The following is a 12,994-nucleotide window of genomic DNA, read 5'->3' on the forward strand; positions in this document are numbered from 1 at the left end:
CCGAGCATGCGCTCGACTGGGTACTGTTCCACGTATTCGCCTGTCCATGCCCGCAACCCTTCTTGAATGGTCCGTGCCCGCGGCGATCCTGATGTGCGCCATCGGACTCTGCGCCGCACGCTTCATTGGCTTCAATACGCTCCGGTGGGGCTACGCCCTGGCGTGCCTGGGCGTGGGCTACGCCGTCATGCTGGTGCAGGCCAGCGCACTTTCCCCATATAAACAGGTCGTCGAGGATGCTTTCATTCTGGGCGGCGTCATCCTGGCCTGCCGTGCCCTCCAAAGCCGCCGTCGCGGCCGGATTCCCCCCTACTTCGATGTTGCGGTCCTGCTTGCTTCGACGGCGATGGTAGTCGTCTCGGTAGTGCTGTTTGCCAGCGCAAGACTGGAGACGTTCTTCGTGCAAGCCTGTTGCGCGCTCGTGACCTGGCGAGCCGCGCTGTCCTTCGCCAGGCAGGCCGCGACTACGTCGGACAGGGTGCTCACCGCCGCATTCCTCTTCATCGCGCTGGTGTTGACGGGCCAGTGCATCCTGTACCTTGCCGCCCCGATAGCGCCGCTCGCAACGGGCGAATGGAGAACCTCTGTCTGGGGCATCCTGATCCAATACACCGGCCTGCTTGGAAGCATAGTCCTGACCTTCGCAGTCTTCATCGCCACGAGCTACGACGCCATAGAGAAATACCGCCGCCATGCCCATACCGACGCCTTGACGGGCCTGCTGAATCGCCAAGGACTTGATAACCTGCTTGCCTCCGCTTCCGGACGCCTTTTCTCGGATGCGGCGGCGCCGGCCGCGCTGATCATGGCCGACATCGACAACTTCAAACGCATCAACGATGACTTCGGCCATGCGTTTGGCGACATGGTGCTGGCGCGATTCGGCGCCCTGCTCAGGCCGCAGGCAGCCCCTCACATCCATGCAGCCCGGCTGGGCGGAGAAGAGTTCCTGCTGCTGCTGCCCGCGGCGAATCTGGAAAGCGCCACCGCGATCGCCGAGGATATCCGTACCAGTTTCGTGGCGCAGCGCTGGGCGCCGCAGGTTCCGAATTCGCGGTTCACTGCCAGCATGGGGGTGACCCTCATGCGAGCAGGAGAACCTTTCGCCAGCGCGTTGAAGCGAGCAGACGACCTGCTCTACGAGGCGAAGCGACGAGGTCGAAATTGCACGGTTGCGGGTGTAGCGCCGGCCGACACCAGGCATGGCCGCCACGAGCCTGGCGACAACGCAAGCACTCAAGCGTGTTGCGCACAGGTGTGATGTCACTGGCTCGGCCCGCGGCGCACGCAGCGATCCCGACAGGGCTCATTGCGGCGGGCAGCGCACCGCGCTCATAGCGTCATGACCGGCTCGTCTTCGATCCGAAAGAACAAGGCGCTCGGCCCCATGATGCCCGTCCCGTCCAGATACTCGAAGGCAACGCGCTGGCCCGGCGCGGCAGCTTGCCCGAAATGCTCGACCCGATACATCACGCCCCCGATGCGATAGTTGTGGACCAGCGTGGAAACGTTCGAGTTGGACGCGCGCAGGCGATAGGTCACGACTTCCTCGACCAATCCGCGTACCCCGTGCTTGTAGCGGGCGCGCTTCAGCCTGGGGCTGCGCATGCCCAGCACGAGCCCCATGAGGACGAAGAATGCGGCCAGCAGGATCAAGGGCCCCAGGAACAGGCTGCCGGCCAGCGGCACCAGCGCCAGCGCGTAGAAGAACTTGCGCAGGCTCAGTTCTTCCTTGCGCACGGTCTCGCGGTCGGCATCGCTGACTTCCTCGACCGAATTCCAGGCCTGCGCGCTCATCGGGTATTCAGCCCGCAATAGCACGGGCGGCGTACCGGGCAGCAGCGTCAGCAGATGCAGGCGCACGGGCAGGTTCGTCAGCGCCGCAGCCGTCACTGGCCGAAAGCCTTCGCGGGTGTCGCGCGTGATCTCGTTCCAGAACGGCAGGGCCACGTCCACGCGCTGCTCGCCGAAGATGTAGCAGATGCCGGGGATCTCGGCCGGAACGAAGCCGGTCAGGTGACCGGAAGCGATCTGCTTGGGTATCCGCCCCTTCAACGCCTGGTTGAAGCGGCGCCAAGCGCGCGGCAGCCGCAACAACCTGCGTCCAAGAAAGACCGCGAAGCACATCATCGCCACTGCGCACAACAGGACCACCACCCCGTCAGCGCCGCGGCGCAGACTGCGATCGGACGCGAACAGGACGACGAACACGATCGCGCTGCTCGCCAGCAGCAGGAACATCAGCCCCGCGAACACGGCCGTCAGGGATCTGCCGCGACGGCCACGGCGCAGCAGCACGATGTCCTCATCGGCCAGGGGTTCTTCCGTGACTTGCAGCATTGCGCTCATGCTACCCCGGCAGCTTGCCCTGCTTGCGCGCCGCGCGTTCGGCCAGCCGCTGCGCCATATCCTGCTGGCGCTGCATCAGATCGGCGATCTGTTCGGCGTAGAGATCGGTGAGGTCGCCGGCCAGCGGCTCCACATCGGTCAGGTCATCGATCGCCACGACCGTCCCCGCCTGGTCCAGGCCCCAGATCCGGCTACCGTCACCCACGATCTTCAGCACGGGCAGGATGCCGGACAAACCGGCCTCGGCGAGCTGGCGCTGCTGCGCCGAGATGCTGGCCCATTCGGGCAACTCCGGCGCATCGATGCCCAACAACACCAGACCGCGCCAGAAAGTCCAGGCGGGGCCGACCTCGAACTCCTTCGCATGCGGCCAGACTTCCTCGCGCGCCATCACGCACAGGCCGTTGGTACGCTGGCAGAAGGCCGCAAACGCCGCTGGCAGCGGGAAGCCTACAGCGGTCTCCAGACCGGCAATCGCCTCCGCATCGGGCGCGGGCGCGGCCACGACCTCAAAATGTTCGGTGTCCACGGGATCCAGGATTTCCCACATGCGTTGATGAAACTGTTCGGCGGTCATGGTCATGCAAGCATCCTGAAGCTAAGAAAAATCCTGGCTCGCCGCAAAGGCGGAAGCCTGGAGGGCGCACCACTATATCCTTGTTTGCGGCGGACCTGCCGATGCGAACGGATGGGCCACGGCGTGCCCAGCGCCCTCAGCCCCGCCGGCCAAACAGCATCGTCAATCCGAACAGCGCTCCCAGCCCGCCAACGATAGCCAGCGACATCGACGGCTCGCGCAAGCTCAGCGCCATGACCGCCGCACCCGCCCCCAGCACGATGATCAACAAGCCCGTCAGGCGTCCTGCCGTGGAACCATAGAAATGTGTGCGGCGCGCCGCCTGCGTACCAGCGGGCTGGCGCTTGTGCCACGCCGCCAAGGCCAGCTCAAACTCGCGCAACAGACGTTCACGTGTGGGCAGGTCCACTGCACTGACTAGCAACGTTGGCAGGCCGGGACGAACCAGCTTGAGATAATCGTCAGTGCCCCAGCGGGACAATTGCGCGAAGGCGACGGGAGAGCGGCGCGAAAACTCCAGCCCCTCGGACGTCACCTTGACGGTATTGCGTGTGGGAAAGCCCTTGAACGCCACCAGCGGCGGCACCAGCAACCCCAGCACCGCCAGCACAACCGCCAGAGCAATCGGCCCACGGTTGAACACCACCAGCATGAAGCTACCCGCCGCCAGGGCGAAGGCCAACGGCACCGACAACTGGTGCCATCGGGTATAGACCGAGGCCTGGATCCCTTCGTTGCTAGTCATGTTTGAGCCAATTGCATGTCGACTTCTCCGTGAATGACGCACGAGTCACGATCAGAGTGTAATCATGCGCCTGTGCGGAACCTGACGCGGCATTGCCTCCAAGCGCCAAATGGCCGCTTTGGATACGACGACTCAGGTCAAGATTCGCAGATCCAGTCCGTAGGCCGGTCATCCGCCGCAAATCGTACGGCCGGCCAATAGCCATCCATGAACCAAGTCGCGTCGCGCGGCGCCAGGTGCAGCACGTAGCCCCCGTCGGCCGCGACGATCAGGTCAGATGGCGTGAAGTGTTCCAGGAACGTCACAGAGGGATCTTCGGGGTCGCCGCTGTCGCGTCCCGCCTGCCAGAGGAAATGCAGCGCGGCGTCGCGGTGCGTCGCCAGCGCTTGAGCAATCGAGCGGGCCCGCGCCAGCAGCGGCGCCGCCGCCAGCGGATCGGCTGCGAGCAGCACCACGCGCAGCCGGCCGCCGTCGGCGGTCGCGCAGTCCAGCCAGGTCTCCTGGGCCAGCATGTTGTCGTGGGTATAGGGCTGCATGGAAGGACCGTTTATCGGCGCTGTCGCGCCTCGGCACGACGCCGGCCGACGTGCATGATCGCCATGCCCGAGATCGCAAGGGCGGCGCCGATGAACAGATTCGCGGGGGTGGCTTCGCCCAGCCAGAGACTGGAAAACAGCACGCCGAACACGGGCACCAGCGTGATGTAGCCGGAGGCCGCCCCGGCGCCCAGCGCCTTCACGCCTTCGAAGTACCAGGCGTAGGCGATCGCGGTCGCCCCGAACGCCAAAGCCAGCAGGCTACCCCAGGCGCTGGCCGGCGCCTGTCCCAGTCTCTGCCAAGCGGGAACGCCTTCCACGATCAGGCTGGTGAGCAGCAGCATCAGCGCGCCGATCACGGTGGTCACCGTGGTGGTGGTCAGGGCGTCCACGCCTTTGAGCACCAGCCGGCCGATCAGGGTGTAGGCCACCCAGCAGGCCACGCAGCCGAGCAGCAGCAGTTCGCCGATGCCCACGCCGGAGCCGGCGGCGGCTTGTGAAACCCCGCCGCCGATGGCGATATACGCACCGATGGCCGACAGAACCATGCCAGCCAGGATGGCGGGGTTGAGGTGTTCGCGGAACAGGATCGCCGCCAGCAACAGCGTCGCGCCCGGATTCAGCGTCACCACGATCGCGGCCTTGCCGGCCGGAACCAGCTGCAGGCTCAACATGAAGAAGCTGGAGTAACCAAAGACGCCCGCCAGCGCGGCGGCGGCCAGGCCGAGCCATTGATTGCGCGTCAGAGACTTCAAGCCCCGCAGCGCCGACGCGCGATGCATCCACAGGACCAACGCCACACTGGCAAACAGGAATCGAAGGCTGGCCGCGGCCAGTGGGGCCATGGACTGGGCGACGACCTTGCCCCAAGACCAGGACGCGCCCCAGAGCGCTGCCATGCCGACCAGGCGCAGGTGCGTGGCCATCAACGTATTTTTCATTTGTGCTTCGAAAGTGAGCCGCAGTGGTCGCGCGAGGCGACGGTGCAAACGCAAGGCATCGAGCTTGTCCATCCGTGACAGCAGTCAGTGCGCATGCGGGATTTTAGCTGGCGCAGTTTCAACGCGATATTGCAATATGGCTCCTTCGCACGCTCAAAGGCTCCTCAGGAAATCGACGAGCGCCTTGTTGACTGCCTCGGGGGCTTCCTGTTGCAACCAATGCCCCGCGCCGGGAATGACTTCAATAGCGCGCAGCTGAGGAACGAGGGCTGGCATGGCCGCGATGATCTGATCCATGCCGGGAATCGCCAAGCCAGTATCCCTTTCTCCTACGAGATAGAGCGCAGGCACATCCACCGTCTTTCCCTCCAAAGCCCCCTGTAGCGCCCAATTGCGGTCCAGATTCCGGTAATAGTTGAGGCCGCCACGAAAACCGCTGGCGGTGTAGCTTTGGACAAAGGTCGCCAGATCCGACGAAGTGAGCCAGACCGGCAGCGTCTCAGGGACAGGCAGCGAATGGAGCAAGCCCCGGCCAGCGGCGACCATGCCAAACGGATTGGGCGTGCCAGGGTCGTCACGCGGTCCGGCGTCGCCCGATGCCGCGAAGTAGATGGCGCGCAGGGTTGCGCTGATGTCGCGCTCGAATTCCCCTTCGGCAACTCCCGGCTCGTTGAAATAATGCGTGTAAAACGCGGCGGACTCGGTTTTGGGGAAGAGGCGGCTGGGTGCAACCGGCGCTCTGCGCATCATGGGAACGCCCAGGGCGACGACGGCCCGAAAGCGGTCCGGACGCAATTGGGCTGCCTGCCATGCGATGCTGGCGCCCCAATCGCCACCCACGATCACCGCATCATCGGCTCCCTCGCTTTCGATAAGCGCGACCAGGTCGCCAATGACATCCAATGTCGTGAACGCCGCCACATCCGTCGGACTGTCGCTGGCACCATAACCGCGCAAATCCGGGGCCACGGCGCGGAATCCCGCCCGCGCCAGGGCTGGAAGCTGGTGGCGCCAGGCATAAGCGGTCTCGGGGAAACCGTGGCACAGCACGACGAGTGGACCTTCGCCCTGGGCCGTGACATTGAGCGTGATGCCGTTGGCGGTCACATCGCGTGTTTCAAGGTCGATCATCGGGTTAGCTCTCAGGAAGTATCCGGCGCAGCTATAATACCGTAACACTTGTAGTTACGGTATTTCGATCCCATGGCCAATGACACCCGCCTTGCCCGTCTGCTGCACGTCTTGATCCACATGCATTTGCGCGGCGGCACGACCACTTCTGGAACGCTGGCCAAAATGCTGCATACGAATGAGGTGGTGGTTCGCCGATCCATGGCGGCGCTGCGCGCCGCCGGCATGGTGACCTCCACGGGCGGGCGCAATGGCGGCTGGGTACTGGCCAGGGGGCTGGAAACCATCACCGCGCGCGATGTCCATGAAGCCATCGCCCATGGCACGGTCTTTGCCATCGGGCCGGCCGACGACAATCCTGCCTGCCCCGTGGAACGAACGGCGAATCAATTAGTGGCGGATTCCCTGCGCGAAGGCGAGCATGCCTTGCTGCAACGCTTGGGCGCGGTATCGCTTTCCGAGCTTGCCGCGGAGATTGCCTCGCGCGAGGAAGGATGACGCCGTAGAGTTGAATGAGCTACGCAGGCGCAGCTTTTATCGTTGTTCTATCTACTGTTCTTTCAGCCCCAACGACTTCATCAACGGCGCGAACAATTTCTTTTCGTCCTGCACGCGCGCGGCATAGTCGGCCACGCGCAGCGGTAGCGCCTCGGCGCCCGCATCGAGAAAGCGCGCCTGGATCTCCGGCCGCGCGAGCACTTTGTTGATTTCGGCGTTCATGCGATCGACCACGTCATCGCGGGTGCCAGCGGCGGCATACACGCCGAACAGGCTGTCCGCGAACACACCGTCGATGCCGACCTCGGAAAAGGTTCGTATGTCGGGCGCCACGGCAGCGCGTTGCCGGCTCGCCACCGCAAGTACCTTCAGTTTGCCCGCTTGCACCATGGGAAAGACCGTGGCGGGTCCAAACGCGAAGTCGATCTGGCCCGCTGCCAGGTCTTGTATCGCCGGCGCCACGCCGCGATACGGCGCATGGGTAGCCTGCATGCCAGTAGCCTGCTTGAGCAGCTCGCCGGCCAGATGCGGCGTCGTGCCGTTTCCGGCCGAACCGTAATTGAGAGGATCGGGCCGCTTGCGCGCGTATTCCACGAACTCTTCGAGCGTATTGACGCCAAGCGAGGACCGGACAAACAGGAACAGCTGGCTGTTGGCCAGCAAGGCAACCGGCCGCAGGTCTCGCTGCGGATCGAACGGCATGCTGGCGAACATCAGTGGGTTGACCGATTCGGTCGTCGATGGATTGAGCAGGAAGGTATGGTTGTCTCCACCGTTGCGCACAACCTCGGCCCCCGCCACGTTGCCGCCCGCACCGCCCCGATTCTCCACGATAACGGTCTGCTTCAAGGCCTCGGCCAAGTGCGGCTGCACCGTGCGCGCCAGCACGTCGACCAACCCTCCGGGCGCCAGCCCCACCACCAGGCGCACGGGCTTGACGGGCCAGGCCTGAGACGGCGTTTGCGCATGGCTGCCCGTCGCCCAGCCGGTCAGCGCCAGCATCATCATGGCCAGACAACGTCTACGCAACAGCATGCGATTCTCCTTATGGGGGCTCACCCCGCGATCCCGCGCACGGTGCGTCACATGCCGCACCACGGTGAACCGCCTTGATGCCGCATCGCGGCGGCGGCCCTGCATCCGCCGCTCATTCTTCACAAAAGTTTAAGCATAAAGAATCCCGGATAACCCTAACTGCCGGCGACAAGCGCGGCTTGTCGAGACGGCTTCAGTCCAAATGACCTGCCCCCCGCAAATCCGTTTCGTGGCTTCTTCCCGCCCCACTCGGGGCGCTGAAAAGTGACGTGCCCCCCTAACCTGCGCGACTCAGTTATGCATCTTCGTTTTTCCCAACAGTAGAAACACCAAAACTGCTGTCGCTGCCGCAGCAGCTGCCAAGACAAGGAGCTGGAACTGAAAGGCGCTCTCATACACCTGCAGCAAGGAATTTTGTTCCATCATCGGTAGGTGAATCATGGCGTTTTGCAGGTCGCTCATCGCCAGCCGATTCGAAGCCTTTACCAACTCGCTCGTTCTCACGTGACCTGACGCGCCATCCTCGGCTGCAGCTGCCAAGCCCGATAGAATCCGAGCAGACAGGATGGCCCCGACCACTGCGATCGCGATGCCATCCCCAGCCAGACGAATCGCGTTGAAGATCCCCGCCGCCATGCCGGCCCGCTCTTTGGGCACCACGCTGACCGCCAGACCGTCCATAAGTCCCCATGGCAAACCGATACCCGCGCCGATCAGCAGCATCGCAGCCAAGCGGTTACTTTGGACATCGCCAGCAATGCCGTAACCCAACCAGGACAAACCGGCCGCGGCGATGACAAGGCCAATACTTGACAACACTCCGACATTGATCCAGCGCGCCAGTTGGCCTGCGATCAAAGGAACCACCAGTAATGGCGCAGACAACGCAATCATCATCTTCCCCGCCGCCAACGCGCTGTAGCCTTCCATCCCGATGAATCGGGCGGGCAAGATGATGAGCAGCACGATGTATGCATAGGCCGGCGCAACCGCCAACACCTGCACGCCTACAAAGCGCGCGTTAGCGAATAGGGAGAGGTCGAGCATAGGCTTGGCTCGCCGCAGTTCAATGAAGGCGAAGACGATCAACAGTCCAACGGCACTCGCCAAAGAAGTCAGTACCGACGTGTGGCCCCAGCCCTGCTCGGGGGCAAGGATGAGGCCGTAGGTGAGCACAGCGAGCCCGATAGTGAAGGTGATTGCTCCGGGCCAATCCAACCCCGTAGCTTCGGGATCACGTGTTTCACGTGCAAATAGCGCGATCAGGACGGAAGCAAGCAATGCAACCCCTGCCGGCGCTAGAAACACCCAATGCCAACCCACGGTATCGATCAAGAATCCGGCCAGGAACGGACCAAATGCAGCTCCCGCGCCAAAGGTCGTCCCAATCAAACTGAAAACACGAGTGCGTGCGTGTCCGTCGAACTCCTGTGTCAATGCGGCCATTGCGCCCGCGAACGCCGCAGCTGCCCCCAGCCCCTGGATCAACCTCAAAATGTCGATCCACAGAACGGATTGCATGAAAGGAATTGCAGCCGTAACGAGCGCGAACAGGACCATGCCAGCCAACCACAGCAGCTTGCGCCCATACGTGTCCGCCAGACTCCCTGCAGCTAGCGTCGCACTGCCGTAGGTAAGGATGTAGGCGTTGATGATCCAAGTAAGTTCCGCGGCGCTCCCCCCAAGGGCCTGATTGATTGAGGGCACCACCACAGCGGGGCCGGCGATGCTTAATGGGATGACCGCTGCTGTCAGGCAGCCAGTCAAGATTAATGGGGCTTTGTAGGCTGTCGAGCCTGCGGCTGAAGTGCTGACTGTCATCGGGTATCCAGGCAATAGGCCAAAGCCACGCAGGAATCCTCACGCCGCTGCTGGCTAAGGCGTGGGCGGAGTTCCGCTGTGGCACTCCCAATTAATGCTACAGAGGAATCAATATGGCAAAAATATGGGTAAATTCATCGCTGACATGACTAATTTGTCACTTATTGGAGGCGGAATGGATAGCCTGAGTGGTATGACAATTTTTGTGCTGGTCGCTGAGGTGCGTAGCTTCGCGGCTGCTGGGCGCCAATTGGGCGTCTCCGCATCGGCAATCAGCAAGGGGGTAGCCCGGCTCGAGGAAAAACTCGGCGTGCGCCTATTTCAGCGCAGTACCCGCAGCGTCGGCTTGACACCAGAAGGCACCCTGTTCCTTGAGCGCTGTCGACGGATCCTGGCTGAAATCGCCGCGGCAGAGAATGAATTGACCAGCACAACCGCCAGTCCTAAGGGCCGCCTGCGGGTGAGTCTGCCATTGGTCAGCGGTCTGATGCTGCCGGCAATATCGGCCTTTGCACATCGCTACCCTCAGATTGAGCTGGATCTGGACTTCAGCGACCGGCTAGTGGACGTCATCGCCGAAGGCTTCGATGCCGTGGTGCGTACGGGCGAACTCAGCGACTCCCGTTTGTTAAGCAAGCGCCTGGGCAGCAGCCGCTTCGTGTATGTCGGTGCGCCTGGTTACTTCGCACAACGAGGGACGCCGCTCCATCCGGAAGAACTGACGCAACACGCCTGTCTGATGCACCGATTTCCGACTACTGGCACGCTAGAGAAATGGCCATTTGTCCGCCCGCCATCGGAAACGGTGATTCGTCTGACGGCCAGCATGACCAGCAACCACGTCGAGACGCTACTGCATATGGCAGTGCAGGGCCACGGCATTGCCTGCCTGCCTGACTTTGCCGTTCAACCGGCATTGGAAAGTGGCGCGCTTCAGATTGTGCTGGATCGGTGGGCGGGTAGTTCCAGCACGTTTTGGGTCCTATGGCCGTCCAATCGGCAGCTATCTCCCCGAGTCCGGGCATTTGTAGATTTCATGGCAGAGAACCTATTTACTGAACCGAATCTTGTTTAGAAATTCGACTGAACTTCGGCATCAGTGTGGTTCGACGCTCGCCAGCTTCCCCCAATATGTAACAACCCGCCCCCTCCCCCTTGAACCCTAGAACATCATCCCTATAATTAGCACTCGACACCGGTGAGTGCTAACAAGCGTTCCCGGGCCTAACCGATCATTCCCTTCTCTTTTAGCAACAGGAGTTCCTCATGGCCTTGCGTCCCCTGGGCGATCGCGTGATCGTCAAACGCCTCGAAAACGAGCGCAAGACTGCATCGGGCATCGTTATCCCCGACAGCGCCGCTGAAAAGCCCGACCAGGGTGAAGTCGTGGCCGTCGGCCCCGGCAAGAAGACCGAAGACGGCAAGATCCTGCCGGTCGACCTGAAGGCTGGCGACAAGGTTCTGTTCGGCAAGTACGCCGGCCAGTCCGTGAAGGTTGACGGCGAAGAGCTGCTCGTCATCCGCGAGGACGAAATCCTCGCCGTGGTCCAGTAAACCCCGCCTCAAACGAATTTTCGAAGGAAGCTAAGAAATGGCTGCCAAGCAAGTATTGTTCGGTGACGACGCCCGCGTGCGCATCGTCCGCGGCGTGAATGTTCTCGCCAACGCTGTCAAGACCACCCTGGGTCCCAAGGGTCGCAACGTCGTGCTGGAGCGCTCGTTCGGCGCCCCGACCGTGACCAAGGACGGCGTCTCCGTCGCCAAGGAAATCGAACTGAAGGACAAGTTCGAAAACATCGGCGCTCAGCTGGTCAAGGACGTTGCCTCCAAGACCTCCGACAACGCCGGTGACGGCACCACCACCGCCACCGTGCTGGCCCAGGCCATCGTTCAGGAAGGCCTGAAGTACGTTGCCGCCGGTTTCAACCCGATCGACCTGAAGCGCGGCATCGACAAGGCTGTCGCCGCCGCCGTCGCTGAACTGAAGAAGCAATCCAAGCCGGTCACGACCAGCAAGGAAATCGCCCAGGTCGGCTCGATCTCCGCCAACAGCGACACCTCCATCGGCCAGATCATCGCTGACGCGATGGACAAGGTCGGCAAGGAAGGCGTCATCACCGTCGAAGACGGCAAGTCGCTGGAAAACGAGCTGGACGTCGTCGAAGGCATGCAATTCGACCGCGGCTACCTGTCGCCCTACTTCATCAACAACCCGGACAAGCAAGTTGCCGCTCTGGAAGATCCGTTTGTCCTGATTTTCGACAAGAAGATCAGCAACATCCGCGACCTGCTGCCCGTGCTGGAACAAGTTGCCAAGTCGAGCCGTCCCCTGCTGATCATTGCAGAAGACGTCGAAGGCGAAGCCCTGGCCACCCTGGTTGTGAACAACATCCGCGGCATCCTGAAGACGACCGCCGTCAAGGCTCCTGGCTTCGGCGACCGCCGCAAGGCCATGCTGGAAGACATCGCCATCCTGACGGGCGGCACGGTGATCTCCGAAGAAACCGGCATGTCGCTGGAAAAGGCCGGCCTGGCTGAACTGGGCCAAGCCAAGCGCATCGAAGTGGGCAAGGAAAACACGACCATCATCGACGGCGCTGGCGACAGCAAGTCGATCGAAGCTCGCGTCAAGCAAGTCCGCATCCAGATCGAAGAAGCCACGTCCGACTACGACCGTGAAAAGCTGCAAGAACGCGTGGCCAAGCTGGCCGGCGGCGTTGCCGTGATTCGCGTTGGCGCTGCCACGGAAGTCGAAATGAAGGAAAAGAAGGCTCGCGTCGAAGACGCCCTGCACGCTACCCGCGCTGCAGTGGAAGAAGGCGTTGTGGCTGGCGGCGGCGTTGCTCTGCTGCGCGCCAAGCAAGCCATCACCGACCTGAAGGGCGACACGCCTGACCAGAACGCCGGCATCAAGCTGATCCTGCGCGCTGTGGAAGAGCCCCTGCGCACCATCGTCACCAACGCCGGCGAAGAAGCCAGCGTCGTGGTCAGCAACGTGCTGAACGGCAAGGGCAACTACGGCTACAACGCCGCGACCGGCGAGTACACCGACCTGGTCGAGCAAGGCGTGCTGGATCCCACCAAGGTGACCCGCACCGCCCTGCAAAACGCCGCTTCCGTCGCCAGCCTGCTGCTGACCGCCGAAGCTGCCGTGGTCGAACTGGCCGAAGACAAGCCCGCTGCTCCGGCCATGCCCGGCGGCATGGGCGGCATGGGCGGCATGGACTTCTAAGTCCCGCTACCCTTGCAAGGCCTCCCCGGCTTCGGCCGGGGAATGCAGTATCCCGAAAAACCCCCGGTCCTTCGCCCCGGGGGTTTTTCTTTTTCTGCCGCAACGCGGCCTCGCCAAAGAACACGTTTG

13 protein-coding genes are annotated in these 12,994 nt (G+C 62.7%); 5 read left to right on the forward strand and 8 right to left on the reverse strand.

Annotation, left to right across the window (positions count from 1 at the left end; translation table 11 throughout):
• The first annotated feature begins 46 nt into the window (after nt 1-46).
• Complete coding sequence (locus AXYL_RS27335) at nt 47-1,261, forward strand: GGDEF domain-containing protein (protein ID WP_013396125.1); 1,215 nt, start codon at nt 47-49, stop codon at nt 1,259-1,261.
• Between the two features lie 71 nt (nt 1,262-1,332).
• Here AXYL_RS27335 and AXYL_RS27340 read toward each other — a convergent pair whose 3' ends face one another.
• The 6 genes from AXYL_RS27340 to AXYL_RS27365 all read right to left on the reverse strand — a co-directional run bounded on the left by AXYL_RS27340 (nt 1,333) and on the right by AXYL_RS27365 (nt 6,279).
• Nucleotides 1,333-2,349, reverse strand: a complete 1,017-nt coding sequence (locus AXYL_RS27340; protein ID WP_013396126.1) for a hypothetical protein — start codon at nt 2,347-2,349, stop codon at nt 1,333-1,335.
• A gap of 1 nt (nt 2,350) precedes the next feature.
• On the reverse strand, nt 2,351-2,932 hold the full coding sequence (locus tag AXYL_RS27345) for a hypothetical protein (RefSeq protein ID WP_013396127.1): 582 nt from the start codon (nt 2,930-2,932) through the stop codon (nt 2,351-2,353).
• A gap of 130 nt (nt 2,933-3,062) precedes the next feature.
• Complete coding sequence (locus tag AXYL_RS27350; protein WP_013396128.1) at nt 3,063-3,671, reverse strand: hypothetical protein; 609 nt, start codon at nt 3,669-3,671, stop codon at nt 3,063-3,065.
• 137 nt (nt 3,672-3,808) lie between these two features.
• Entirely contained in the window at nt 3,809-4,207 is a 399-nt protein-coding gene (locus tag AXYL_RS27355; protein ID WP_013396129.1) for a hypothetical protein, read from the reverse strand.
• Nucleotides 4,208-4,218: 11 nt separating this feature from the next.
• Nucleotides 4,219-5,148 (reverse strand): DMT family transporter, encoded by a 930-nt coding sequence (locus AXYL_RS27360; RefSeq protein WP_041654337.1) that lies wholly within the window; start codon nt 5,146-5,148, stop codon nt 4,219-4,221.
• A 153-nt stretch (nt 5,149-5,301) separates the two neighbouring features.
• Entirely contained in the window at nt 5,302-6,279 is a 978-nt protein-coding gene (locus AXYL_RS27365; protein WP_013396131.1) for an alpha/beta fold hydrolase, read from the reverse strand.
• Nucleotides 6,280-6,351: 72 nt separating this feature from the next.
• Between AXYL_RS27365 and AXYL_RS27370 the strand changes: the two genes are divergently transcribed.
• Nucleotides 6,352-6,777, forward strand: a complete 426-nt coding sequence (locus tag AXYL_RS27370; RefSeq protein WP_013396132.1) for an RrF2 family transcriptional regulator — start codon at nt 6,352-6,354, stop codon at nt 6,775-6,777.
• 51 nt (nt 6,778-6,828) lie between these two features.
• On the opposite strand, the gene AXYL_RS27375 is transcribed toward AXYL_RS27370, so the two are convergent.
• Entirely contained in the window at nt 6,829-7,812 is a 984-nt protein-coding gene (locus AXYL_RS27375) for a Bug family tripartite tricarboxylate transporter substrate binding protein (protein WP_013396133.1), read from the reverse strand.
• Nucleotides 7,813-8,103: 291 nt separating this feature from the next.
• Complete coding sequence (locus AXYL_RS27380) at nt 8,104-9,633, reverse strand: MFS transporter (RefSeq protein ID WP_013396134.1); 1,530 nt, start codon at nt 9,631-9,633, stop codon at nt 8,104-8,106.
• A 175-nt stretch (nt 9,634-9,808) separates the two neighbouring features.
• Between AXYL_RS27380 and AXYL_RS27385 the strand changes: the two genes are divergently transcribed.
• The 3 genes from AXYL_RS27385 to groL all read left to right on the forward strand — a co-directional run bounded on the left by AXYL_RS27385 (nt 9,809) and on the right by groL (nt 12,865).
• Complete coding sequence (locus AXYL_RS27385) at nt 9,809-10,708, forward strand: LysR family transcriptional regulator (protein ID WP_013396135.1); 900 nt, start codon at nt 9,809-9,811, stop codon at nt 10,706-10,708.
• Between the two features lie 191 nt (nt 10,709-10,899).
• Complete coding sequence (groES, locus tag AXYL_RS27390; protein WP_006221616.1) at nt 10,900-11,187, forward strand: co-chaperone GroES; 288 nt, start codon at nt 10,900-10,902, stop codon at nt 11,185-11,187.
• Nucleotides 11,188-11,224: 37 nt separating this feature from the next.
• Complete coding sequence (gene groL, locus AXYL_RS27395; RefSeq protein ID WP_013396136.1) at nt 11,225-12,865, forward strand: chaperonin GroEL; 1,641 nt, start codon at nt 11,225-11,227, stop codon at nt 12,863-12,865.
• Nucleotides 12,866-12,994 lie beyond the last annotated feature (129 nt).

Source organism: Achromobacter xylosoxidans A8 (genome assembly GCF_000165835.1).
Classification (GTDB): Bacteria; Pseudomonadota; Gammaproteobacteria; order Burkholderiales; family Burkholderiaceae_B; genus Achromobacter; species Achromobacter xylosoxidans_B.